The 23145-nt window shown below is 60.5% G+C and carries 21 protein-coding genes and 1 tRNA gene; 13 read left to right on the forward strand and 9 right to left on the reverse strand.

Going from position 1 to position 23145, the window contains the following annotated elements; translation table 11 throughout:
- Positions 1–20 precede the first annotated feature (20 nt).
- From FJD34_RS21285 to FJD34_RS21295, 3 genes are read right to left on the reverse strand one after another with little or no spacing between them, the layout of a single operon-like run.
- A complete protein-coding gene (locus FJD34_RS21285; RefSeq protein WP_032859367.1) occupies positions 21–1106 on the reverse strand; it encodes an extracellular solute-binding protein in 1086 nt (361 codons plus the stop codon).
- A gap of 1 nt (position 1107) precedes the next feature.
- Positions 1108–2016 carry an N-carbamoylputrescine amidase gene (gene aguB / locus FJD34_RS21290; protein ID WP_090290732.1) on the reverse strand — a complete coding sequence of 303 codons (909 nt, stop codon included), beginning with the start codon at positions 2014–2016 and terminating at the stop codon, positions 1108–1110.
- A gap of 4 nt (positions 2017–2020) precedes the next feature.
- Positions 2021–3073 (reverse strand): agmatine deiminase family protein, encoded by a 1053-nt coding sequence (locus FJD34_RS21295; RefSeq protein ID WP_032859365.1) that lies wholly within the window; start codon positions 3071–3073, stop codon positions 2021–2023.
- A gap of 135 nt (positions 3074–3208) precedes the next feature.
- Between FJD34_RS21295 and FJD34_RS21300 the strand changes: the two genes are divergently transcribed.
- The 3 genes from FJD34_RS21300 to FJD34_RS21310 all read left to right on the forward strand — a co-directional run bounded on the left by FJD34_RS21300 (position 3209) and on the right by FJD34_RS21310 (position 6959).
- Positions 3209–4081, forward strand: a complete 873-nt coding sequence (locus FJD34_RS21300; protein WP_090290731.1) for a LysR substrate-binding domain-containing protein — start codon at positions 3209–3211, stop codon at positions 4079–4081.
- Entirely contained in the window at positions 4074–4586 is a 513-nt protein-coding gene (mug, locus tag FJD34_RS21305) for a G/U mismatch-specific DNA glycosylase (RefSeq protein ID WP_090290730.1), read from the forward strand. Before FJD34_RS21300 ends, mug begins: the two co-directional genes overlap by 8 nt.
- A 165-nt stretch (positions 4587–4751) precedes the next feature.
- Positions 4752–6959, forward strand: a complete 2208-nt coding sequence (locus FJD34_RS21310; protein WP_090290729.1) for a TonB-dependent receptor — start codon at positions 4752–4754, stop codon at positions 6957–6959.
- A 10-nt stretch (positions 6960–6969) separates the two neighbouring features.
- On the opposite strand, the gene FJD34_RS21315 is transcribed toward FJD34_RS21310, so the two are convergent.
- Entirely contained in the window at positions 6970–7473 is a 504-nt protein-coding gene (locus FJD34_RS21315; protein WP_050593321.1) for a hypothetical protein, read from the reverse strand.
- A 132-nt stretch (positions 7474–7605) separates the two neighbouring features.
- Between FJD34_RS21315 and FJD34_RS21320 the strand changes: the two genes are divergently transcribed.
- Together FJD34_RS21320 and FJD34_RS21325 are read left to right on the forward strand one after the other, a co-directional pair.
- Positions 7606–7681, forward strand: a tRNA-Asn gene (locus FJD34_RS21320).
- 82 nt (positions 7682–7763) lie between these two features.
- On the forward strand, positions 7764–8387 hold the full coding sequence (locus tag FJD34_RS21325) for a hypothetical protein (protein WP_032859356.1): 624 nt from the start codon (positions 7764–7766) through the stop codon (positions 8385–8387).
- Positions 8388–8402: 15 nt separating this feature from the next.
- Here FJD34_RS21325 and FJD34_RS21330 read toward each other — a convergent pair whose 3' ends face one another.
- Positions 8403–9635: a CaiB/BaiF CoA transferase family protein gene (locus tag FJD34_RS21330; RefSeq protein WP_090290728.1), complete on the reverse strand. Its 1233-nt coding sequence runs from the start codon at positions 9633–9635 to the stop codon at positions 8403–8405.
- Positions 9636–9917: 282 nt separating this feature from the next.
- Here FJD34_RS21330 and FJD34_RS21335 point away from each other — a divergent pair, with 282 nt between their 5' ends.
- The 4 genes from FJD34_RS21335 to FJD34_RS21355 all read left to right on the forward strand — a co-directional run bounded on the left by FJD34_RS21335 (position 9918) and on the right by FJD34_RS21355 (position 14343).
- Positions 9918–10775, forward strand: coding sequence for an IclR family transcriptional regulator (locus FJD34_RS21335; protein WP_032859351.1), 858 nt, complete (start codon positions 9918–9920; stop codon positions 10773–10775).
- 69 nt (positions 10776–10844) lie between these two features.
- The gene (locus FJD34_RS21340) at positions 10845–11999 is read left to right on the forward strand and encodes an acyl-CoA dehydrogenase family protein (RefSeq protein ID WP_090290727.1); all 1155 of its coding nucleotides are present in this window, start codon (positions 10845–10847) and stop codon (positions 11997–11999) included.
- Positions 12000–12186: 187 nt separating this feature from the next.
- Positions 12187–13461: an MFS transporter gene (locus tag FJD34_RS21350; protein WP_032859347.1), complete on the forward strand. Its 1275-nt coding sequence runs from the start codon at positions 12187–12189 to the stop codon at positions 13459–13461.
- A 132-nt stretch (positions 13462–13593) separates the two neighbouring features.
- Positions 13594–14343: an alpha/beta fold hydrolase gene (locus tag FJD34_RS21355; RefSeq protein ID WP_090290726.1), complete on the forward strand. Its 750-nt coding sequence runs from the start codon at positions 13594–13596 to the stop codon at positions 14341–14343.
- A gap of 141 nt (positions 14344–14484) precedes the next feature.
- Here FJD34_RS21355 and FJD34_RS21360 read toward each other — a convergent pair whose 3' ends face one another.
- Positions 14485–15996, reverse strand: a complete 1512-nt coding sequence (locus FJD34_RS21360) for a nucleobase:cation symporter-2 family protein (RefSeq protein WP_090290725.1) — start codon at positions 15994–15996, stop codon at positions 14485–14487.
- Between the two features lie 172 nt (positions 15997–16168).
- Here FJD34_RS21360 and FJD34_RS21365 point away from each other — a divergent pair, with 172 nt between their 5' ends.
- On the forward strand, positions 16169–17119 hold the full coding sequence (locus FJD34_RS21365) for a LysR family transcriptional regulator (protein ID WP_090290724.1): 951 nt from the start codon (positions 16169–16171) through the stop codon (positions 17117–17119).
- Positions 17120–17263: 144 nt separating this feature from the next.
- A complete protein-coding gene (locus tag FJD34_RS21370) occupies positions 17264–18097 on the forward strand; it encodes a hypothetical protein (protein ID WP_032859335.1) in 834 nt (277 codons plus the stop codon).
- Here FJD34_RS21370 and punC read toward each other — a convergent pair.
- Positions 18094–19278, reverse strand: coding sequence for a purine nucleoside transporter PunC (gene punC, locus FJD34_RS21375; protein WP_032859332.1), 1185 nt, complete (start codon positions 19276–19278; stop codon positions 18094–18096). The genes FJD34_RS21370 and punC overlap by 4 nt on opposite strands.
- Positions 19279–19400: 122 nt before the next feature.
- Between punC and punR the strand changes: the two genes are divergently transcribed.
- A complete protein-coding gene (gene punR, locus FJD34_RS21380; protein ID WP_032859329.1) occupies positions 19401–20318 on the forward strand; it encodes a DNA-binding transcriptional activator PunR in 918 nt (305 codons plus the stop codon).
- On the opposite strand, the gene FJD34_RS21385 is transcribed toward punR, so the two are convergent.
- Complete coding sequence (locus tag FJD34_RS21385) at positions 20310–21476, reverse strand: aspartate aminotransferase family protein (protein ID WP_065942539.1); 1167 nt, start codon at positions 21474–21476, stop codon at positions 20310–20312. The genes punR and FJD34_RS21385 overlap by 9 nt on opposite strands.
- A gap of 98 nt (positions 21477–21574) precedes the next feature.
- Between FJD34_RS21385 and FJD34_RS21390 the strand changes: the two genes are divergently transcribed.
- Entirely contained in the window at positions 21575–22480 is a 906-nt protein-coding gene (locus FJD34_RS21390) for a LysR family transcriptional regulator (protein WP_090290723.1), read from the forward strand.
- On the opposite strand, the gene FJD34_RS21395 is transcribed toward FJD34_RS21390, so the two are convergent.
- Positions 22477–23100 (reverse strand): HAD family hydrolase, encoded by a 624-nt coding sequence (locus tag FJD34_RS21395; protein WP_032859323.1) that lies wholly within the window; start codon positions 23098–23100, stop codon positions 22477–22479. The genes FJD34_RS21390 and FJD34_RS21395 overlap by 4 nt on opposite strands.
- Positions 23101–23145: the final 45 nt, after the last annotated feature.

Below are 23145 nucleotides of genomic sequence, written 5' to 3' on the forward strand. Positions count from 1 at the left end.
GTGTACCTCTGTGTGAACCATCATTGACCGATGGCTGTCTTGAATTTAGTCCAAACCCGCATGCGTGCACGCATGTCGGCCTGGGGAATGTCCTGCCCGGCCACCAGCCGCTTGAAAGTGGCGTCATCCGGGTAAATCTGCGGGTTGTTGCGCATGGCCGGCTCAACGCTGGCGCGGGCCTTGGCATTGGCCGTGGGGTAACCGGTGAAATTACTGATGGCCGCCATGTTCTCCGGGCGCATGACAAAGTTGATGAACGCGTAGGCGTATTCCGGATGCCGCGCATCCACAGGAATGGCCATGGTGTCCATCCACACCGTCGTGCCCTCGCGGGGAATGTGGTACTGGAACTGGGCTTTTTTACCCGCCGCATCGGCCGCCCGTTGCGCCTGGGTCATGTCGCCGCTGTAGCCCAGGGACAGGCACAGGTTGCCATTGACCAGGTCGCTCACCGGCTGCGACTGGAACTTGCGGATAGAGGGCCGCAGCTTGAGCAACAGTTCGCTGGCCGCCGCCAGGTCCTCGGGCTTGGCACTGCGCGGCTCGCGCCCCAGGTAGATGAGCACGACGGCCAGCACTTCATCCGGCGAGTCGATCAGCGAGATACCGCAGTCGGCAAATTGGCGGGCCAATTCAGGCTTGAACAACAGGTCCAGGCTGTTGACCGGCGCATTCGGCATGCGCTGTAGGATCTGCTCCGCGTTATAGGTCAGGCCAATCGTGCCCCAGGTGTAGGGCACGGTAGCCTGATTGGAGGCTCGATAATGACTGCGCAGCTGTTGCAGGCCCGGCTCGATATCATCCAGCGCCTCAAGTTTTGCCGGATCCAGCGGTTGCAGACTGCCGGCACGCATCAGGCGCTCGCCCACGGTGTCGCCGGGGAAGATCAGGTCGTAGCCACTGCCACCGGCCATCAACTTGGCCTCCAGGGTCTCGCTGCCCTCCATCACGTCGTAGATCACCTGGATCCCGGTTTCGGCAGTGAAGCGGGCCAGGGTGTCTTCGGCAAAATAGTCGGCCCAGTTGTACAGGCGCAGGATCTTTTCGTCGGCCTGTACCGTCGGGATGACGATGCTCAGGGCCAGGGTGCAGTGGATCAGCTTCATGTCATACCCCTTGGGTCTGCCAGCGTGGGTGCAGGTGGCGACCGTCCTGGGTCAGCAAGCCGCCATACATGTCCGGGCGGCGGTCTCGGTAGATGCCCCAGGTCAGGCGCTCTTCGGCCATGGCCGCCAAGTCCAGCTGCTGAACCAGCACGCCGGTGCTGTCACGGTCGGCCTCGGCCAGCAGCGCGCCTTTGTGATTGCAGATAAACGACGAACCGTAGAAGTCCATCTGCAAGCTCGCATCGGTGGTCGCCACTTCCCGGCCGACACGATTGGCCGCCACCACCGGCAGCAGATTCGCGGCAGCATGCCCGCGCATGGCCATCTGCCAATGGTCACGGGAATCCAGGCTGGCACAACCGGGCTCGGAACCGATGGCGGTGGGAAACAGCAACACCTCAGCCCCCAGCAACGCCAGGCAACGTGCGGTCTCGGGGAACCACTGGTCCCAGCAGATGCCCACGCCGAGGCGGCCGAACGCGGTGTCCCAGACCTTGAAGCCGGTGTCGCCGGGGCTGAAATATTCCTTCTCCTGATAGCCGATGGCATTGGGGATATGGGTCTTGCGATACACCCCCAGCAACTGCCCGTCGGCATCGGCCACGCTCAATGAATTGAAGTAGGCATTGCCGGCCTTTTCGAACCAGCTCAACGGCAGCACTACTCCCAGTTCCCTGGCCAGCGCGGCGAAGCGCTTGAGCACCCTACTGTGGCGGTACTCCTCGGCCAGAGCCAAGTGTTTGTGTTGTTGTTCGATGCAGAAATACGGCGTGGCGAACAGTTCTTGCAGCAGGATAACCTGGGCGCCCTGGGCCGCCGCTTCACGCACCAATCGCTCGGCTTGCTCAAGGTTGTGCTGCAAGTCCCAGGTGCAGGGCATCTGGGTAGTGGCGATGCTCAACAGAGTCATGGCATCACCCCTGTACCGGCCAGGCCGGCTGTTGCTGGGTGATGCAATGCACACCGCCGCCGCCATGGGCCAGGTGATTGATGCGCACCGGCACCACCACACGACCTGGGAATGCCTGGGCCAGCACATCAGCCGCCACTTGATCCGCCGCGATGCCATAGGCCGGCATGATGATCGCGCCGTTGGCAATGTAGAAGTTGGTGTAGGACGCGCAAAACACCTCGGCGTCGGCATCCACTGCCTCGCTGGCTTCATAGAGCTCGATCAACTCGAACCGGCGGCCCTGGGCATCGGTGGCCAACTCCAGGGCGCGGCGGTTTTCCCTGGCCACCTCGGCGTACACCGAGCCCTGATCATGGGTGGCGTCGACCAGCAACACGCCAGGTCGGGCAAAGGCACATACGCCATCGACATGGCCATCGGTCATGTCCCCGGTGACAGACTGCGGATCCCCCGGCAACCAGATGGTTTTTGTCACCCCCAGCCAGCGCGCAAAGATCGCCTCCATCTCGGCTTTACTCATGCCCGGGTTGCGGTTGGGGTTGAGCAACACCGATTCGGTGGTGATCAGCGTGCCCTCACCGTCCACATGAATTGCCCCGCCTTCATTGCTCAACGGCGTGCCGAAACAAGGCAGGCCCAAATGGTTAAGGGTACGCCGGGCCAGGCCCTCATCCAGGTCATGGGCCGACTTGCCGCCCCACGCGTTGAAACGCCAGCTGACACCGGCCAGGCCCAGTTGCGAGTGGCCAATGAAACTGGGGCCGGAGTCGCGGCACCAACTGTCGTTGACCGCCAGCGCGATCAGTTCAATGTTGGGGCCGCACAGGGCTTGGGCACTGTCGAGTGCAGACGGGTCAACCACCAGTTTCACCGGCTCGAAGCGTGCAATGGCATTGGCGACCCGGGCAAAATCCTCCTGCACCTGGGCCAGGGTCACGCGCCACCCGGATTCCCAGAGCGCCTGGTTATGGGGCCAGACCATCCAGGTCGCGGCATGCCGGGCCCATTCCGCCGGCATCCACCAGCCGCTGTGTGGCATCTCGTTATGCAGCATGAAAACCCCCTTCTGAGTTAAGCCTTTGTGTTCACCAAAAACGGCGTACACGCTATGGGGATCCATGCTACGTTTGGCCAAACCGCCAAACAAACGATGGATTTTGCTGGAAAATGATTAGAAAAACTTATCAGCATGCTTAAGCACTGGCCGCCCCTGGGGGCACTGCGTGGCTTTGAAGCAGCCGCGCGGCTGGGCAGTTTTCATAAGGCTGCCAACGAACTGCACCTGACCCAATCGGCCATCAGCCAGCAGATCCGCAGCCTGGAAGCGTACCTGGAACAGCCGTTGTTCTTTCGCAATGGGCGCAGCGTCGCCCTGACCGATGCCGGCCATGATTTCCTCAGCACCACCCAGGCCCTGTTGCAGCAACTGTCGGTGGGCGTGCGTCGACTGGGGCAGTACCGCAAGGCCAATCAACTGGTGCTCAACACCACGCCCGCCTTTGCCCGCCACTGGTTACTGCCGCGCCTGGGGGATTTTCGCCGGCGCCATCCGGACGTGGACTTATGGCTGTTCAGCACCGATGAAGTGCCGGACATGGCCACCCAGACCATCGACCTTGCCGTGCGCGATGACATCAGCGCCCAGGCCGAATGCAGCTTCAAAGTGCTGCATGCCGACTGCCTGTATCCCGCCGCCCATCCCAGCGTACTGACCCTGCCCCGCGAACAGCGCACGACCCTGCATGGCGAGCGGGAAATGGACTGGAGCCATTGGGCGGTGGAGGCCGGGATCGATGTCGGCCAGCAGGACCAGGGCCTGAATTTTTCCGATCCCGGCCTGTTGCTGGACGCGGCCTGCGGCGGCCTGGGCATCGCGCTGGTCAGCCAATTGCTGAGCCAGCACGCGCGGGACAATGGCCTGCTGCAACCTTTGGTCGAGGCGACCATTCGCGGCCCCAACTGGGCCTTGCTGACCCACCGTGACAGCGAAAACGACCCATTGGCGCGCAGCTTCAGCCAGTGGCTGATAGGTAACCTGACGCCTGGAGGCTCGGATGAGTGAAGGTCTGGAAGACATTCTGGCTGATCGGCTGGCGGTGGTCTTTTGTGGGATCAACCCCGGCATGCTCGCCGCTGCCCAGGGCCATCACTTCGCCGGGCGCGGCAACCGCTTCTGGCGCACCCTGCACCTGGCCGGGTTTACCCCGCATCAAGTGCCCCCCGAGGAGGATCGGACGATCTTGCAGTACGGCTGCGGGCTGACCACGGTGGTAGAGCGGCCAACGGCGCGGGCGGATCAGTTATCGCTGGATGAGTTCAAGGCGGCGGCCGAAGGGTTTGAACACAAGATCCGCCGCAACGCCCCGCGCTATGTGGCGTTTCTGGGTAAGGCGGGTTATTGCGCGTTGTCGGGCCAGCGGGAGGTCGCGTGGGGACTTCAATCCAGGACGTTGGGGGATGCTGCGGTGTGGGTACTGCCTAATCCCAGTGGCAGAAACCTCGCCTTTACGCTGGACCAACTGGTGGATGCCTACCGTCAGTTGCGCCAGGCAATGGATGGCAGATAACCAACATCTCTCACAAGTGCCTTGATAAAGCCGCTTCACCCGAAAGCGACCGATGCAAAGTTCCCATAGCCACACCTCAATATGTAACATTTTATGCCAAAACAGCTTTTGGCATAAATTCTCAAATAGTATTCATTCTCATTTTAATAATTGAGAATAGTTCCCATGCGCGTCGGCACCACCCCTCCGCTCCCACAGCGTCACCTTCTGGCTTCTACCATCAGCGTTGCCATCGCCTCGTCTTCCGGCTTTGCTATCGCCGCCGAAGGCCAGAAGGCCCTGCAATTGGATAGCATCAAGATCGAAGCCGCGCGCAAAGACTCCAGGACCGAGCACTCGGCGTCGAGTAAATATGTGGCCCCGCTACTCGATACGCCGCAAACCATCACCGTGGTGTCGCCCAAAGTGATTCAGGAGCAGCAGGCACTGAGCCTGCGCCAGGTGCTGTCCAACGTGTCGGGCATTACCTTCAATGCCGGTGAAGGGGGTGGCGGATCTGGGGACAGCATTAACATCCGTGGCTTCTCTGCCAACAGCAACATCCAGATCGATGGCCTGCGCGACAGTGCGCAAACCAGCCGCACCGATACGTTCAACGTCGAACAAGTGGAAGTGATCAAAGGCCCCAACTCGGTATTCGGCGGTGCCGGCACCACAGGCGGCAGCATCAATATCATCAGTAAACAGCCTCAGGATCAGGCATTCACCCGCCTTGGCGGCAGTATTGGCACTGACAACTACTACCGTCTGACACTGGACACCAACCAGCCGCTTGAGGGTGTAGGCGACAACAGCGCGGTGCGCCTCAACCTGATGGGGCATCAGAACGACGTCGCCGGCCGTGAAGAGATCGATCGGGAACGCTGGGGGATCGCGCCGTCGCTGCGGTTGGGCTTCAACGAATCTACAAGCCTTACCCTCAGTGCATTTCACCAAGTCGATGACAATTTGCCGGACTACGGCGTCCCGGCGCTCGACGGCAAACGTTTGTCCGGCGTTGACCGCGATGCTTACTTCGGCTGGAAGAATCTCGACAAGGAGAAGTTCGAACAAAGCGCCTTCACCGCCAACTTTGAACACGACTTCAACGACAACCTGCGCCTGCAAAACCTCACACGCTACAGCCGTACTGACCGCGATACCATCGTGTCGGCCTCGCACGTCAACACCGGCGGCGTGCCAGCGGGCCGCTACCGCCCGGCTGGCCCACAAGCTTATGGACGTGATGCCATCACCGAAATGTGGATCAACCAAACCAACCTGATCAGCAACTTTCAACTTGCCGGAATGCGCCATGACCTGGTGACCGGTGTTGAAATCTCCCGTGAAACCCTGGACCTGAAAACCTACAACCATGGCCTCGGTACCTCTTTGTACCCCGGCAACGGTTATGACCTGGGCAATCCGCCTGGCCACTGGAGTGGCCCGGTCAACAAAACCACCAGCGGTTACACCGAAACCAAACTGACCGACAAAGCGTTGTACCTGTTCGACTCCATCGCCCTGCATGAGCAATGGGACCTCAACCTGGGCCTGCGTTACGACAAGATCGAAGGCCGGGCAAACGGATACACAGGCACCCACGTACAAACCTCCAGCCTGTCCTCCACCGACGAAAAACTGAGTGCCCGCACCGGCCTGGTGTACAAGCCGACCGAGAACGGTCGCTTCTATGTTGCCTGGGGCAACTCTTTCAACCCATCGGCAGAAAACCTGGCATCAAACGGCGGCGGCTTGAGTGCGGCGACCGAAAACCTGGCGCCGGAGAAAAATGAGACCTGGGAGCTGGGTACCAAATGGGAACTGTTGGACAAACGCGTGGAGCTGGATGCCGCGCTGTTTCGTGTCGAAAAAACCAACGCTCGCGAAACGATGTCTGACGGCTCCACCCAGTTGGCCGGCAAACAACGCGTGCAAGGCTTCGAACTCGGCGTGACCGGTCGCGTCACTGAACTGTGGGATGTGTTCGCCAACTACACCTTCCTCGACAGCGAAACCCTGGATGCCGCCAACACGCCAGCCGGTAATGATCGCAAAGGCCAAGCCCTGGGAAATACGCCACCGCACTCATTCAACCTGTGGACAACCTATGAACTGCCGGCTGGCTGGTCTGTCGGTTATGGTGCGCGATATGCCAGCAAACGCAATGTAACCTCCAGCACCACCGCCAAGCTGGATGCCTTCTGGGTGCACAACGCGATGGTGGGTTATCAGGTCAACGACGATTTGGAGCTGCAGTTGAACGTCAATAACCTGTTCAACAAGGACTATGTCGAGCGAGTACGCCAGCAGAACGGCAACGCTGCACGCTCCTCGGCTATTGAATACGGCGATGCGCGCTCAGCGATTGCTTCGGCGACCTACTCGTTCTGATCAGAACCATTCATACCCCCCGCTCACGCGGGGGCTCGCCCAGGCACGCCGCCTGCGCCCGCTCGGAAAGCGGGACGCTGCTGGGCAGCAGACTCAGGACATAAGCCACTCGCGATGCACTGCCCAGGTTCACGATGAAGGTGAACGGCGAGTCGGTGAATTCAAAAATCAGGTTGAAGGTGCCATAGGCGCTGCGCGTGTCCACCAGCAAAATATCGTGAAACATGCGCTGCTTTTGCCGAAAAACCCGGTAAAACAACTGCTGACCGTCAAGGCGAAACATCGGGTTAAGACTATTGGAAGCCACAGCCACCCAAGGAACACGCCTCAACCCGGTGAACGTCGCCAACACTGGAATCGCCTTACCATCAAGACCAGTGTCAAGGGCGTAGGCAGGCGCTGCCGACTTGGGTTTTCGTAGCTTTTTAAACAACCAATACATGAACCAAAACGACAGGCCCTGGGCGATGATCACCATCGCGCCAAAAGCTAACTCTACCCAACTGAAACTCATGAACTTTTCCTTGGGCACTCGGCACCGAAGGTATTGCGGCGATAGGCAATCCGTTGCGTACCCTGCCATGCACAGGCACAAAAAACACGAAACGTTTGACTTATCCTTTTCAATCAGTAAGATACGCCGCATTCCGCGATAGCTCAGTTGGTAGAGCAAATGACTGTTAATCATTGGGTCCCTGGTTCGAGTCCAGGTCGTGGAGCCATACACTAGAAGAAGCCTGCAGAAATGCAGGCTTTTTTTTGCCCGAAATTTCTCGTGTACCCCTATCGACAAGGAGTCGACCCGTGAAAAAACTGCATGACCATCCCTTTTTCAAACCGCGCCGCCCCACCGCCACACTGACACCGAAAAAGCCCACGCTTTCCTCCGGCACCCTCCTTTCCCTGGCAGCAGTGGTGATTTCCATTGCCGCCGCGTCGATTTCCTTCTGGCAACTGGACCTGATGCGCGAGCACAACCGCCTTTCCGTACGGCCCTACCTGATGATTACACCGCATTTGACGGCGAAAAAAAGCGGACTGTACTTATCCAACGAAGGGATTGGGCCGGGCATCATCACGTCGTTCACTGTTCGCGTCGGCGACAAGCAGTTCGACGGGCTGGGGGACAGTCGCTGGCCGGCCGTGCTGGAGAAAGCGCGATTGAATCCCGAGTGTTTCGCCAAAGGCTGGCCTACCGAAGGCGCAGCGGTCAGGCCTGGAAATGACATCGTGATTCTGGAGCCGACTAAAAGCACGCAGTTCGGCCCCTTGTGCCTGCTGCAAATGAGCCTGTTCCTGCAAAGGAATGACGTGTTTGTGGAGATGCACTATGAATCGCTCTACAAGGAACCCTTCACCTTTTCCGGCCCGTTGAGCATGAATGAAGCCATGGACATGGGCGCGTTGGGCAAAATATTGCAGCGGTGACCACGCGCGCCCTCGTTACGGTAACTGTTCAATCACCCCACTGCTCTTCAACAGCCCCAACTGCTCACTGGACAACCCCAACCGCCCCGCCAACACCTCATCCGTATGCTGGCCCAACATCGGCGCCGGTCGCACGTACTCCACCGGGGTGCCGGACATCTTGATCGGGCTGCCGACCATGGCGAAGTCAGGGTTTTGCGGATGGGGAATCTTCACCATCAGTTCGCGGGCGATTACCTGTGGCTCTTCCAGGGATTGGGCGATGTTGTTGATCGCGCCCACCGGGACTTTCGAGGCATGGATACAGGCGACCCACTCATCCGCCGTGCGTCCAAGAAAGTGCGCCGACAACAGCTCGACGATCTCGGCGCGATGAGCAACGCGATCGGCATTGCGCCGAAAGCGCGGATCATCCGGCAGGTGTGGCAGGCCGATGCTCTGGCACAACGCGATAAATTGGCTGTCGTTGCCGCAGGCGATGATGAAGTCGCGGTCGGCCGCACGGAACACCTGGTACGGCACGATGTTGGCGTGGGCATTGCCAAAGCGCTGGGGTACTTTGCCAGAGGCCAGGTAGTTCATGCTCTGGTTGGCCAGGGTCGCGACTTGCACATCCAGCAGGGCCATATCGATATGCTGGCCGACGCCGCTGCGTTCGCGGCTGAGCAGCGCGGCCTGGATCGCCACGGTGGAATACAGCCCGGTCATCAGATCAGAAAATGCCACGCCGACCTTTTGCGGGCCGCCACCCGGCAAATCATCACGCTCGCCGGTGATGCTCATCAGCCCGCCAATACCCTGGATGATGAAATCGTAACCGGGCTCTTCGGCACGTGGGCCGGTCTGGCCGAAACCGGTGATGGAGCAATACACCAAACGTGGATTGACCTCGGCCAGAGTCGCATAGTCCAGGCCGTAGCGCGCCAGGGAGCCGGCCTTGTAGTTCTCGATCAGCACATCGGAGCTGGCCGCCAGCGCCCGCACCAGTTCCTGGCCTTCGGCGCTGGCCAGGTCGATGGCCACCGACAGCTTGCCACGGTTGGTGGACTGGTAATACGACGCCTGCCCGGACGACTCGCCGGTGTCGGTCTTCATCCACGGCGGCCCCCAGCCTCGTGTGTCGTCGCCACTGTGCGGGCGTTCGATCTTGATCACTTCTGCGCCCAGGTCCGCCAACACCTGGCCACACCAGGGACCGGCCAATACCCGGCTCAAATCCAGTACCCGCAAACCTGTTAAAGCACCCATTGTTTTTATTCCTGAAGGTCTGTATCGCCGACTGTGGATTATAGATTAAAAACCCATTACTAATTTTGCAGTGCGAAATAACATTTCGCATTTTCCACAAATCATATGTAGCGGCATGGAGGATGTAAACGTAAAAACCTAAAACACCAATAAAAATAATCCTAAGTGACTGTTTAAAAACGAATAAATATAAAGACACCGTTAAAACTCAACAATTCCAGTTGTTTCGCACTGCGGAATATGGTTTTGTTTTGTTGATTTTATAAAAGAAGGATGTCTACCATGCGCCGTCGAAGCCAGGACCCGAACACACCAGAGACACCTGCAGGCAGCACTGCTTTCGAACACCTGCTGGTGGATCCGATGAACACCGAAGAGGAGGAAGACAAGGATCGCCAGTTCATCACGGCACTGGCCCGTGGCCTGGAGTTGCTGCGCTGCTTTACCCCTAGCGAAAGCGTGTTGAGTAATCAGGAGCTGGCGCGCAAGACCGGCCTGCCGAAACCGACGATTACCCGCATGACCCACACCCTGACCCGCTTGGGTTACCTCAAGCACCTGCCGCAGTCGGGCCGGTACCAGTTGAATGTGGGCGTGATGGCGTTTGGTTACGCGATGCTTTCCAACCTGTCGGTGCGGGCCGTGGCCCACCCGGTGATGGAGACCATGGCCAAGTACGCCCAGGCCGCCGTCGCGATGGCTACCCGGGACCGCCTGGACATGGTGTACCTGGACGTGGTCCAGGGCGAAGCGAACATGACCATGCGCCGCCAGGTCGGCACGCGCTTGCCGCTGCACTTGAGTTCTGCGGGGCGCGCGTGCCTGGCGGCGATGCCGGGGAACGAGCGTGAATTCATGCTTGAGCATATCCGCCAGCGCCATCCGGAGGATTGGCCAAAGATTCGCAAAGGGCTGGAGCGCGCGTTCCGGGATTACACCGACTTCGGCTACTGCATGTCGATCGGTGAGTGGCACCGCGATGTCAACGCCATCGCCGTGCCCATGCTGCACTCACAACATGGGCTGTTGACGTTCAACTGTGGCGGGCCGAGTTTTCACCTTTCCCGGGAAAAACTCGAAGACGACATCGGGCCGCGTCTCAAGCACATGGTCAATAACATCGAGGCCGCCGCCCGCTAGACAGATCGGTGCATGGCCTCGGCAGATTCAATACAACAGGCCCGCCGAACGGGCCGCCGAGGAATGTACATGATCCGAGACCCGCAAACGCTTGACCTGCTGCTGGACTCCATTCGCCAGTTCGTCAACGAAGCGCTGATCCCCCGGGAAAACGAAGTCGCCGAGACTGATGAAATCCCGGCGGATATCGTCCAGCAATTCCAGGACATGGGCCTGTTCGGCCTGACCTTGCCCGAAGCCTATGGCGGCCTGGGCGCGACCATGGAAGAAGAAGTGAGCATTGCCTTCGAGCTGGGTCACACCTCGCCGGCGTTCCGCTCCTACTTCGGCACCAACAATGGCATCGGCGCCATTGGCATTCTGCTGGACGGCACCGAGGCGCAGAAACAACACTACTTGCCCAAGCTTGCCAGCGGCGAGTTGCTCAGTTCGTTCTGTCTGACCGAACCGGATTCCGGCTCTGACGCCGCCTCGCTGAAAACCACCGCCGTGCGCGATGGCGAGCATTACGTGATCAATGGCACCAAGCGCTTTATCACCAACGCGCCCCACGCCGGGGTTTTCACGGTGATGGCCCGCACCAACCCGCACATCAAGGGCTCCGGTGGCATCAGCGCATTTATCATCGAGCGCAACACGGCGGGCGTGTCCCTGGGCAAGCGCGACCATAAGATGGGCCAGAAAGGCGCCCATACCAGCGACGTGATTTTCGACAATGTACGGGTGCCTGCCGAGCAACTGATCGGCGGCATCGAGGGTGTGGGTTTCAAGACGGCAATGAAGGTACTCGACAAGGGTCGGCTGCATATCGCGGCTATCAGCGTCGGTGCAGCAGAGCGCATGCTCGACGATGCCCTGCACTACGCCATCGACCGCAAGCAATTCGGCCAGCCGATTGCCGAGTTCCAGTTGATCCAAGCCATGCTCGCCGACAGCAAGGCTGAAATCTATGCGGCCCGCTGCATGGTGCTGGACGCCGCGCGCAAGCGTGACGAGGGCCTGAATATCGGCACCGAAGCCTCCTGCGCAAAAATGTTCGCCACGGAAATGTGCGGTCGCGTGGCTGACCGTTGCGTACAGATCCACGGCGGCGCGGGCTATGTGAGCGAATACGCGATCGAGCGGTTCTATCGCGATGTGCGCCTGTTCCGCCTGTATGAAGGCACCACGCAGATCCAGCAGTTGGTGATCGCGCGCAACATGATTCGCGAGGCCCAGCGCTAAACCCCACACAACCCTTTGGGGGGAACCGGGCTTGTGTGGGAGCGGGCTTGCTCGCGAAGGCGCAGTGTCAGTCAACTTTTTATTAACTGACCCACCGCTTTCGCGAGCAAGCCCGCTCCCACAGTAGATATTCATTGTTCATGCAACACCCATAACCAGTGCCCTACAACTACAACAAGGTATCGCTATGGAAGTCGCCACATCGACGGGGGCGTTGTCGCCCGCAAAAAACAACCTGTGGATCATTGTCTTCATCTTCTGCTTCCTCGGTCTTTTGATCGACGGCGCAGACTTGATGCTACTTTCCTACAGCCTCAGCAGCCTGAAGGCCGAGTTCGGCCTGACCAGTGTCGAAGCTGGCAGCCTGGGCAGTTTCACCCTGGCCGGGATGGCGGTCGGCGGGATTTATGGGGGCTGGGCCTGTGACCGCTTTGGCCGGGTCAAGACCGTGGTGTGGAGCATCGTGCTGTTCTCGGTAGGCACCGCGATCCTCGGCCTGACCCACAGCTACTGGCAGTTCGCGGCCACCCGCTTTTTCGCCTCCCTCGGGCTGGGCGCACTGTATGTCGCGTGCAATACCCTGATGGCCGAATACGTACCGACCCGCTACCGCACCACCGTGCTCGGCACCCTGCAGGCCGGCTGGTCGGTGGGTTACATCGTCGCCACCTTGCTGGCCGGCTGGATCCTGCCGGACCACGGCTGGCGCTGGCTGTTCTACGTGGCGATCATCCCGGTGATCCTCGCCGTACTGATGCAGCGCCTGGTGCCAGAACCCCAGGCCTGGCTCAACGCCCAGGCCGAACGTGCGCGGGAAAAAGCCGAAGGCATCCAGCGCGTTTCGGCGAAAAAGCCCGATGGCATGTTCAAGCTGATCTTCAGCGACCCCAGGGCCAGCCGCATGTTCCTGCTCTGGGCGCTGACCGCAGGCTTCCTGCAGTTCGGCTACTACGGGGTCAACAACTGGATGCCGTCCTACCTGGAAGGCGAACTGGGGATGAACTTCAAGTCGATGACCAGCTACATGGTCGGTACCTACGCGGCGATGATTTTCGGCAAGATCCTCGCCGGCCTCGCGGCTGATCGCCTGGGTCGGCGTGTGGTGTTTGCCTTCGGTGCCCTCGGCACGGCGGTGTTCCTGCCGGTGATCGTGCTGTACCAGAGCCCGGACAACATCCTCTGGCTGCTGATTGCCTTCGGCTTCCTGTACGGCATTCCCTACGGCGTGAATGCGACCTACATGACCGAAAGCTTCGAAGCGAAATTCCGCGGCTCGGCCGTGGGCGGCGCCTACAACATCGGCCGGGTTGGCGCGGCAGTAGCGCCGGCGGCCATTGGCTTCCTGGCGTCCCACGGCTCGATTGGCGTGGGCTTTATGGTGATGGGCGCGGCGTACTTTATCTGCGGGGTGATCCCGGCGCTGTTTATCCGTGACAAGCAGTTTGATCCGCAGAAGCAATAAGCCAAACCTGGGCGGGAGCCGGGTTACCGGTTCCCACCTGGGTCAGCAGGAAAACCTAGCCGTTTTGCCAGTTACTTAAACGTTTTGTTCACACTATCGTGTCCCGACCAATTGCTGATGGCAGGGCCGGAAATGGAATTCATCGAACAGACCCACCAGGGCTACGCCGCCTTTCGCGGCTACCAGACCTGGTATCGCGTGACCGGGAACCTCGACAGCGGCAAGCCCCCCTTGGTCATCCTCCATGGTGGCCCCGGCGGTACCCATGACTATCTGGACGCCTTCAAGGACGTAGCTGCCAGTGGCCATGCGGTGATTCATTACGACCAACTGGGCAATGGCCATTCCACCCACCTGCCCCACCAGCCCGCCGATTTCTGGACGGTTGAGCTGTTTCTCGAAGAGCTGGACAACCTGCTCGACCATCTGCGCATCAGCAACCATTACGCGATCCTCGGGCACGCCTGGGGCGCCAGGCTCGGCAGTGAACACGCGATTCGCCAACCCAAGGGCCTGTGCGCACTTATCGCCGCCAACCTGGCTGCTGGCTTCGATGACCAGCCTCTGTGCCGGATCAACCCGTGGCCCGAAGAAGTGGCACGCACCTTCGCCCAGATGGCGGCCGATCCTACGGTGTACAACGCCCTGCACGGCCCGATCAGGATTGGCCAGCTAACGCAGATCCGAGTACCGACCCTGATGATTTGCGGGCGCCATAACCAGGTCATACCACTGGAATTCAAGGTGTTCCTCGATGAAATCGCCGATGTGCGCGAGGCGTTGTTCGAAGACTCCAGCCATATGCCCCATGCCGAAGAGCGCCAGGCTTGCATGGGCACAGTGGTGAAGTTTTTGGATGAGGCCTGTCACCCCCGATGTTGAAACCACACATATCAAATGTGGGAGCGGCGGTGCGACGATTCGACTTGCTCGCGAAAGCCGTTTTTCAGTCGCCGGATGTACCGACTGATCCACCGCTTTCGCGAGCAAGCCCGCTCCCACATTTAGTGCGTGGTGTTCGGGCTAAACCTCGCTGGTTTCAGCCCTGCCCGGCGCCGTCGCTTTGTGCTGCGAGTTCGCCACCACCGGAATTTCCTTACCGTCGGCATCGAACAATTTGCCTTTGCTGAAGTAATCCCCATCCCGCAGTGCCGCCACATCCTGGAAGCACAGGCTACGCTCGGTGCCGGCGACGAACACCGACTGCTGGTCTGAGTTACCGGCGGTGAAGTGGTTGAACGCCAGGTTCAGCAGGATCGCCATGATCGCCGAGGAGCTGATCCCCGAGTGGAAAATGGTGGCGAACCAGCTGGGGAACTGATCGTAGAAACTTGGTGCGGCGATGGGGATCATGCCGAAACCGATGGAGGTGGCGACGATGATCAGGTTCATGTTGTTGCGGTAATCGACCTTGGACAACGTACGGATCCCACTGGCCGCCACGGTGCCGAACAACACGATCCCGGCGCCGCCCAGTACCGAGGTCGGTACCGCCGCAATCACCCGGCCCATAAAGGGCAACAGGCCAAGGATCACCAGGAACAGGCCGCCCGTGGCCACCACATAACGACTCTTGACCCCGGTCACCGCCACCAGGCCGACGTTCTGGGCGAAGGCGCTTTGCGTAAACGAGCCGAAGATCGGCGCGAACATGCTCGACAACATGTCCGCACGCAGGCCGTTGCCCAGGCGCTTGGAGTCAACCTTGGTGTCGATGATCTCGCCCACCGCGAGGATATCCGCCGAGGTTTCCACCAGCGTCACCATGACCACGATGCACATGGAAAGGATCGCGGCCACATGGAAGGTCGGCATGCCGAAATGGAACGGCGTGGGGAAACCGATCATCGGGCCTTGGGTCACGGTAGAGAAGTCCGCCATGCCCAGGAACACTGCGATCAGCGTACCAAACACCATCGCCAGCAGGATCGACAGGCGCGAGATCGTGGCGCTGCCCACCTTGCTCAACAGCAGCACCAGCACCAGGGTGATGGCCGCCAGGCCAATGTTCGGCATGCTGCCGAAATCCGCGGCACGGCTGTTGCCGCCCATGGCCCAACGGGCGGCGACCGGCATCAGCGTCAGGCCGATGGTGGTAATCACGATCCCGGTCACCAGGGGCGGGAAAAACTTGGTAATTCGCGAAAAGATCGGGGTGATCAGCAACCCGATCAACGACGCGGCCATCACCGCGCCAAGGATCGCCGGCACACCGCCCGCACCATCGCTGCCGACAATCGCCACCATGGTCGCCACGCCGGCAAACGACACCCCTTGCACCAGCGGCAACTGGCAGCCAAAAAACGGCAGGCCCAGGGTTTGCAACAACGTGGCCAGGCCACCGGCAAACAACGACGCCGCGATCAACAGGCCAATATCGGCTGGAGATAACCCGGCCGCCTGGCCAACGATCAACGGCACGGCGACGATGCCGCCGTACATGGTCAGTACATGCTGCAGGCCGTAAGCCATGTTGGCAGCGACGCCAAGATTCTCATCTTCTGGCCGTTGCGGTGACGCCTTCGGGATAGTCATGGTGAGGGGATCTCTGTTTTTGTTGTGCGCTCACTGTATGCAATAGAAAGATTGGATGTCCATAGAGTTGTATACAATCATTTCCACAAGATACCTGCCATCGACGTTACAAAAATCCATTCAGCCGCCCTGCCCCAAGGCTTGAAGCCGTGCCCACAAGGACCTGAAAAAAATGCTCAACCGCACGCTGCGCATTCACTCTGCGGCCATTTGCTACTTCGATATGGTCCGTCGCTGCCATTCGATCCGCGAAGCCGCACGCCGGCTGAACGTGGCATCGTCCGCAGTGAACCGGCAAATTCTCAAGCTTGAAGGCGAAGTCGGCACGCCTCTGTTCGAACGCCTGCCCGGCGGGCTGCGCCTGACCGCTGCCGGGGAAATCCTGACCCGCCATGTGACCCTGGTGCTGCAGGATGTGGAACGGGTACGCGGCGAACTGGAAGGATTGAACCAAGTGCAGACCGGGCATGTGGAAATCGCCACGGTGGAAGGCGCCACGGTGGAGTTGTTGCCGGCCGTGCTCAAGCGCATGCGCCAGCGCTATCCGGCGGTGACCATCGGTGTGACCGTGCAGGGTTCACAATCGATTCCGGCAGCGGTGATCAACGGCCAGGCGGACCTGGGGCTGGCTTTTGCCCTGCCGCGCAGCGCAGAAACCACGCAACTGTGTGTCGGCCATTTCCGCCTCGGTGCGTTGGTGGCTCCGGGTCACCCACTGGCCTCCCACGCCAGCGTCAGCTACACCCTGTGCGCTGAACACGGGGTGATCCAGGCCAACAGCGAGCTGTCGATCCATCACTTGATCGCCCCGCTGCACAAGCGTTCGCCGGCTGCGCACAAGCCGTTGCTGCAAAGCAACTCCATGGAACTGGCGCGGCAGTTGGCGCGTCAGCAGTTAGGGGTGGCGTTCCAGACGCGGATCGGGATCGAGGCCGATTTGGCCAGGGGTGAGTTGCTGCATATCCCCCTGAGTGATCAGGGCGGAATGTTCAGCGACCTGGGGCTGTATGCGCGCAAGGGTCGGGATTTGCCTACGGCAGTCGAGTCGATGGCCCACCTGATCAGCGAGGAAATCGCTTTGCGTGAACGCGAGGAATTACCCTGTACACCACGCATTTCCTGACCTTGCGGCCAACTTCAGTGCTGCCGATTCGGCAGCGGCCCAGTCGACATTCTGTTCTTTGAGCGTCACCGCGGTTGTGCCGATACTGCGCCCGGCAGCCCTTGCACGGCTGCCAAGAGCCAAAACGCCAAAGGAATTAAAACAATGAAAAAGGCACTGCACGGCGCAACCGTATTATTCACCCTCCTCGGCGGCGGGGAGGCTGTCGCGGTGGAGTGGATGAACAACAGCGTAGGATTTCGCTACGGGCAACAGTTCACCAATCCGAACAACCCCGACGACTTCAGCAAACGCATCTACAGCTTCACCCACGCCAGCGGCTACCAGTACGGCAGTAACTTCCTCAACCTCGACGTGTTCCTGTCCGACAGCCGCGACCCGCGCAAGGGCACCGATCACGGCGGCAGTGAAGTGTATGCGGTCTATCGGCACCAGCTGTATGCGTCACGGATATTTGACCAGCCGCTGGGCACGGGGCTGATCAAGGATTACGCGCTGACCCTGGGGTTCGACGCCAACCGCAACAACAACCTGGCCTCGGCGAAAAAGCGCGCCCTGGTGATCGGGCCGACCCTGAAGTTCAACACGGTCGGGGTGCTGGACCTGAGCCTGATGTACTACAAGGAAAACAACCATTCCGGCATCCCCGGGGCGAAGGATCCGAACCACACCTTCGACGACACCTACATGCTCAACCTGACCTGGATGCGCCCGTTCGAGATCGGCAACCATGGCGCAAAATTCCAGGGGTTCATCAACCATGTCGGAGACAAGGGCCACGACTACAACAGTCGCGACACTGCGGCCGAGACCCTGATGCGCACCGCGCTGATGGTCGCGGTACGGCCAGGCAAAAGCGTCAAGCCCAACCTGTACCTGGGCGTGGGCTACGAATACTGGCATAACAAGTTCGGTGTGGATGGCGGCCGTGGTAGCCGCACCTCGACACCAACCGTGAACATGGAAGTGACGTTTTAAGCCGCCGCCAGCTCCGACTCATCCGACTTGGGCCGCGCCAGCCAATACCCCAGCACTGCCAGCGGCGCGGTCGCCAGCATCACGATTGCGGTGATCTGCAAGGGTTCCTCGATCAGCGACGACACCAGCAGGCTGGCGACAAAGCACAAGCCCAGTTGCAGGGTGTTTTGCAGCGCGGCAGCCTTGCCGGAGTTTTCCGAAAAAGGCATCAGCGCATTCGCCACCACAATCGGGTAGCTGGCGCCGTTGACCAGGGCCATCAGGCAGAACGGAATCAGCAAGGTGGTCAGTGTCGGCACCGTCAGGGTCGCCACCAGATACAGCGCCACCATGCTGATGCAGTACGCCACCAGCAACCAGGGCAACAGGACTTTGCCCTGGAACCGTTGCAAGGCACTGCGGCAACTGTAGCCACCCACCAGAAACGCCAGGGTCGGCAGGACATAGCTCAGGCCAATGTCATTGGGGCTGTAACCCATGCCACCGAGAATAAACGGCGATGCGGTCAGCCAGGCGAAGAAACTGGCGGAGCATGCGGCAAAGATCATCACGTTGCCGGTGAACACCCGCGACTTGAACAGTTGCCCGTAGCCCAACCGGGCTTTTTCGCCGTCGCCAGCCAGGCGTTTGGGCATGGATTTGAGCAACAACGTTGGCACCAGCAATAACAGCGAGACGCCCAGCAACACGGCGAAGATCGCCTGCCAGCCCCAGTGATTCAACACCACCGCGCCCAACAGCGGCGCCAGCGCCGGTGACAGGGACATCAGCGGCATGATGCTGGCAAACACCCGATGCGCCTTGTCGGCCGGGTAACGGTCAATCACCAGCGCCTGCCAACTGACAGCGGCGCTGCACACCCCGATCGACTGCACAAACCGCAACGCCAGCAGTTGCGGCGCGGTCTCGACCCAGAACATCCCCAGGCAGCCGAGCACAAACAGACTCAGGCCGGCCAGCAGGATTGGCTTGCGCCCCAGGCGGTCAGACAGCGGCCCCCAGAGCAGTTGCCCCACGGCAAAACCGGCGAGGAAGATGCTCAGACTGGCGCCCACCGCACCGGGTGAAATCTGCAGGTGTTCGCCCATGGCGCCGAACGCGGGCAAGTACATATCCATGGCCAGGTAGCCGAGCATGCTCAGCCCCGCCAGGTACCAGGTGAAACCAAAAGAGTTTTTCATTGAAGCCTTGTAGGTCCTGCCATCAAACAATTTGCTGACTGGCGCCTATTATGAAGCTGACAGCCGCCCTGTGAAGCGATAATAATTGGACACTCTTATCAATATTTTTGAAGGCAGAACCCATGTGGTCCGAATACTCCCTGGATGTGGTGGATGCGGTGGCGCGTCACGGCAGCTTCAGCGCCGCCGCCCAGGAACTGCACCGCGTGCCCTCGGCCATCAGCTACACAGTACGACAGATCGAGGAATGGTTGGCGGTGCCGTTGTTTATCCGCCGCCACCGTGATGTGGAACTGACACCTGCCGGCCGCCTGTTTATCGACGAAGCCCGCGGCGTGATGAAAACCATGCTCGGTACCCGCCGTCTGTGCCAGCAGGTGGCCAATGGCTGGAGCGGCCAGTTGAAAGTGGCGGTGGATTCCATCGTCAAGCAGCAGCGGTGCCGGCAACTGGTACTGGATTTCTATCGCCAGTTCCCGGAAGTGGAATTGTTGCTGGAATACGAGGTGTACAACGGGGTGTGGGACGCCCTGGCGGACGAGCGCACCGACATCGTGATCGGCGCCACCAGTGCGGTGCCGGTGGCCAGCCACTTCACGTTTCGCGACATGGGGCTGTTGAACTGGCTGTGCGTGGTCAGCGCCCGGCATCCGCTGGCGCAGGTCGAGGGTTTACTCAGTGACGATCAACTGCGGCCCTTTGCATCACTGTGTATGACCGACACCTCGCGCAACCTGCCCAAGCGCGATACCTGGACCCTGGACAACCAGCGACGCCTGGTAGTCCCCAACTGGGCATCGGCCATGGATTGCCTGCAAGACGGGCTGTGCGTCGGCATGGTTCCGGCGCACTTGGTGCAACCGCTGATCGACAGCGGCGAACTGGCCGCCCTGCAACTGTCCCGGCCCTTCCCGGCCAGCCCGTCCTGCGTGGCCTGGGCGCAGAACAAACTGTCCCCGGCCATGACCTGGCTGCTGGAATACCTGGGGGATAGCGAAACGATGAACCAGGAGTGGCTGAACGGGCCAGGTTTACAGTAACCGCGCGATGCCCCGCACGATCATCTCCACTTCCTTGCTATCCAGGGTCAGGGGCGGCAGCAGGCGAATGACCTTGCCCCGCGTGACATTGAGCAACAAACCCTGCTCCCGTGCGGCCCGCTCGGCCAGGTCGCGCTGCGGCGTAGCCAGTTCAATGCCGATCATCAAACCGCGCCCACGGATCGCCAGCACTTGCGGGTGCTCGCTCAATTCCACCCGCAGCCGCGCCAGCAGCCGCTCGCCTTGACGCGCGGCGTTCTCCAGCAGGCCTTGCTCCTCAATGATATCCAGCACCGTACAACCCACACGGCACGCCAGTGGGTTACCGCCAAAGGTGCTGCCATGGCTGCCGGGGGTGAAGAGCTTGGCTACCGGGGCACGCGCCAGGCAGGCGCCAATCGGGATACCGTTGCCCAGCCCCTTGGCCAGGGTCATGACGTCCGGGACAATGCCCTCCTGCTGGAAGGCAAACCAGGTGCCGGTACGGCCAACGCCGGTCTGGATCTCATCGAGCATCAATAACCAACCGTGCTGGCTACAGTGCGCACGCAAGGCTTTCAGATAGCCCGGCGGGGCGAGTTGCACGCCACTTTCACCCTGGATCGGCTCCAGCAACACCGCGACGACCCTGGGGCCGAACTCACGGGTCAGCGCCTCCAATGCCGCCAGGTCACCAAAGCCAATCTTGATGAAATCCCCCGGCAAACGCTGAAACCCCAGGCGCACTGATGGCCCATCACTGGCGGCCATGGTGCCCAGGGTACGGCCGTGGAAGGCATTCTCCATGACCACCACCAGCGGCTGCTCTATGCCCTTTTTCCAGCCATGCAGGCGCGCCAGTTTCAACGCTGTTTCATTGGCTTCGGCGCCGGAGTTGTTGAAGAACGCCTGATCCAGGCCCGACAACTGGGTCAGCCGTTGCGCCAGGCGCTGCTGCCAGTCAATGCCGTACAAGTTGGAAGTATGCAACAGCAACCCGGCCTGCTCGCTGATTGCCGTCACCAGCCGTGGGTGGGAGTGACCGACATTGGTCACGGCCACCCCGGCCACGGCGTCGAGGTACTCACGGCCTTGCTGGTCCCACAGGCGTGTGCCCAGGCCACGGGTAAAACTCAGGGCCAGGGGTTGATAGGTGGTCATCAGGCAAGCGGCGGTCATGGCATAGGGCTCCATCGGGGTCAGGGCCTTAGTATCGTTAGCCACTCAAGCTGGATAAACTGCACATATATGCAATGACTTTGAATCAAGGGTTGATAATGGATCTGTTCCAGGCAATGACCGTCTACGTCAAAGTGGTGGAGGCCGGCAGCATGACTGCGGCAGCCCAGGCCTGTGGACTGTCGACCACCATGGTCGGCAATCACCTGCGCGCCCTGGAACAGCGCCTCGGCGTCAGCCTGCTCAAGCGCACCACCCGCAAGCAAAGCCTGACCGAGTTCGGTGGCCTGTATTACCAGCGCTGCCTGGAGGTGCTGGGGCTGGTGGCCAACTCCGAGCAGTTGGCTGAGCAAATCCATACCGAGGCGCCACAAGGGCTGCTGCGCATCACCGCCCCGCCGGCGTTTGGTGCCGAGCGCCTGGCACCGGCGCTCAGTGAGTTTTCCCGGCGCTATCCACAGATCCAGCTGTACGTGGTGCTGAGCAATCAAGCCATGGACCTGATCGACAGCGGCTTCGACGTGGCAATCCGCCTGGGTGAGCTGCAACCTTCCAGCCTGATCGCCCGGCCGTTGCAGGACTACACCATGACCCTGTGCGCCTCGCCGCAATACCTGGCGCGCCGGGGTACGCCCCAGCAGCCCATGGATTTGCAGGACCATGACTGCCTCGCGTTTGCCTACCCTTCGACCGATGACTGGCGCAACGCCGACAAACTCTGGCGCCTGCGGGGCCCCGAGGGTGAAGTTGAAGTCGCCGTGTCCGGCCCCATGACCATCAACAGTTCCCAGGCCCTGCATCGTGCCGCCGTCGAAGGCATGGGCATCGTGATGCTGCCTGACGCCCTGGTCGGCGCCGATCTGCTGGCGGGCAGGCTGGTGGCGCTGCTGCCAGGCTATCAGTCACCTTCGCGCTCGATGCATCTTCTCTATGCGCAGGACCGCTATCGCCTGCCCAAACTGCGGGCCTTTGTCGACTTCGTGATCGAACAATGGGCGCGCTAGAAACTCAGCCCCAGGGCCTGCAGTTGGCGGCGGGTCTGCTCGGGTGATACGTGATGAATGCCACGCCAGCCCAAGGCACTGGCGGCATTGGCGTTTTCGGCCACATCGTCGATAAACACCACTTGCTCAGGCTCGATGTCCGGCAAATCAGCACGCACCTGATCGAGGCTCGCGCGGTAGATCGCCGGGTCAGGCTTGATCAGCTTGACCTCGCCGGACACCACGATATTGCGAAAGTACTTCAAGAAGGGATAGTTGGCGCGGGCATAGGGGAAGGTTTCAGCCGACCAGTTGGTCAGGCCGAATAGCGGCACTTTGGCTTCATGCAGGTCTTCAAGAATCGCCACGCCATCTGCGAGCGGGCCGCGCAGCATTTCATGCCAGCGCTCGTAGTAGGCCCGAATCAAGGCCTCATGTTGCGGGTGTTTGGCGATCAGGGTGCGGGTGGCCTCGGCCAGGGTGCGCCCAGCATCCTGTTCAGTATTCCAGGCCTGGGTGCAGATGTTGTCGAGGAACCATTGCCGCTCCTCGTCACCGGTAATCAGTTTGCGATACAGGTGCTGTGGGCTCCAATCAAACAGGACACCGCCGAAATCAAAAACTACTGCACGAATCGTCATGGAGATCCTCCGTTAGCCTAGTGTGATAACGGACGCAGTCTGGCA

This window comes from Pseudomonas brenneri (assembly GCF_007858285.1).
GTDB classification, from domain to species: Bacteria; Pseudomonadota; Gammaproteobacteria; order Pseudomonadales; family Pseudomonadaceae; genus Aquipseudomonas; species Aquipseudomonas brenneri.

Excerpts from the sequence above, each read along its gene's own strand:
- FJD34_RS21390 (WP_090290723.1), top strand. The coding sequence starts at position 21,575 with ATGGATCTGTTCCAGGCAATGACCGTCTACGTCAAAGTGGTGGAGGCC.
- FJD34_RS21310 (WP_090290729.1), top strand. The coding sequence starts at position 4,752 with ATGCGCGTCGGCACCACCCCTCCGCTCCCACAGCGTCACCTTCTGGCT.
- FJD34_RS21315 (WP_050593321.1), bottom strand. The coding sequence starts at position 7,473 with ATGAGTTTCAGTTGGGTAGAGTTAGCTTTTGGCGCGATGGTGATCATC.
- FJD34_RS21295 (WP_032859365.1), bottom strand. The coding sequence starts at position 3,073 with ATGCTGCATAACGAGATGCCACACAGCGGCTGGTGGATGCCGGCGGAA.
- FJD34_RS21285 (WP_032859367.1), bottom strand. The coding sequence starts at position 1,106 with ATGAAGCTGATCCACTGCACCCTGGCCCTGAGCATCGTCATCCCGACG.
- FJD34_RS21350 (WP_032859347.1), top strand. The coding sequence starts at position 12,187 with ATGGAAGTCGCCACATCGACGGGGGCGTTGTCGCCCGCAAAAAACAAC.
- FJD34_RS21355 (WP_090290726.1), top strand. The coding sequence starts at position 13,594 with ATGGAATTCATCGAACAGACCCACCAGGGCTACGCCGCCTTTCGCGGC.
- mug (WP_090290730.1), top strand. The coding sequence starts at position 4,074 with ATGAGTGAAGGTCTGGAAGACATTCTGGCTGATCGGCTGGCGGTGGTC.
- punR (WP_032859329.1), top strand. The coding sequence starts at position 19,401 with ATGTGGTCCGAATACTCCCTGGATGTGGTGGATGCGGTGGCGCGTCAC.
- punC (WP_032859332.1), bottom strand. The coding sequence starts at position 19,278 with ATGAAAAACTCTTTTGGTTTCACCTGGTACCTGGCGGGGCTGAGCATG.
- FJD34_RS21365 (WP_090290724.1), top strand. The coding sequence starts at position 16,169 with ATGCTCAACCGCACGCTGCGCATTCACTCTGCGGCCATTTGCTACTTC.
- aguB (WP_090290732.1), bottom strand. The coding sequence starts at position 2,016 with ATGACTCTGTTGAGCATCGCCACTACCCAGATGCCCTGCACCTGGGAC.
- FJD34_RS21300 (WP_090290731.1), top strand. The coding sequence starts at position 3,209 with ATGCTTAAGCACTGGCCGCCCCTGGGGGCACTGCGTGGCTTTGAAGCA.
- FJD34_RS21395 (WP_032859323.1), bottom strand. The coding sequence starts at position 23,100 with ATGACGATTCGTGCAGTAGTTTTTGATTTCGGCGGTGTCCTGTTTGAT.
- FJD34_RS21385 (WP_065942539.1), bottom strand. The coding sequence starts at position 21,476 with ATGACCGCCGCTTGCCTGATGACCACCTATCAACCCCTGGCCCTGAGT.
- FJD34_RS21360 (WP_090290725.1), bottom strand. The coding sequence starts at position 15,996 with ATGACTATCCCGAAGGCGTCACCGCAACGGCCAGAAGATGAGAATCTT.
- FJD34_RS21330 (WP_090290728.1), bottom strand. The coding sequence starts at position 9,635 with ATGGGTGCTTTAACAGGTTTGCGGGTACTGGATTTGAGCCGGGTATTG.
- FJD34_RS21335 (WP_032859351.1), top strand. The coding sequence starts at position 9,918 with ATGCGCCGTCGAAGCCAGGACCCGAACACACCAGAGACACCTGCAGGC.
- FJD34_RS21340 (WP_090290727.1), top strand. The coding sequence starts at position 10,845 with ATGATCCGAGACCCGCAAACGCTTGACCTGCTGCTGGACTCCATTCGC.
- FJD34_RS21370 (WP_032859335.1), top strand. The coding sequence starts at position 17,264 with ATGAAAAAGGCACTGCACGGCGCAACCGTATTATTCACCCTCCTCGGC.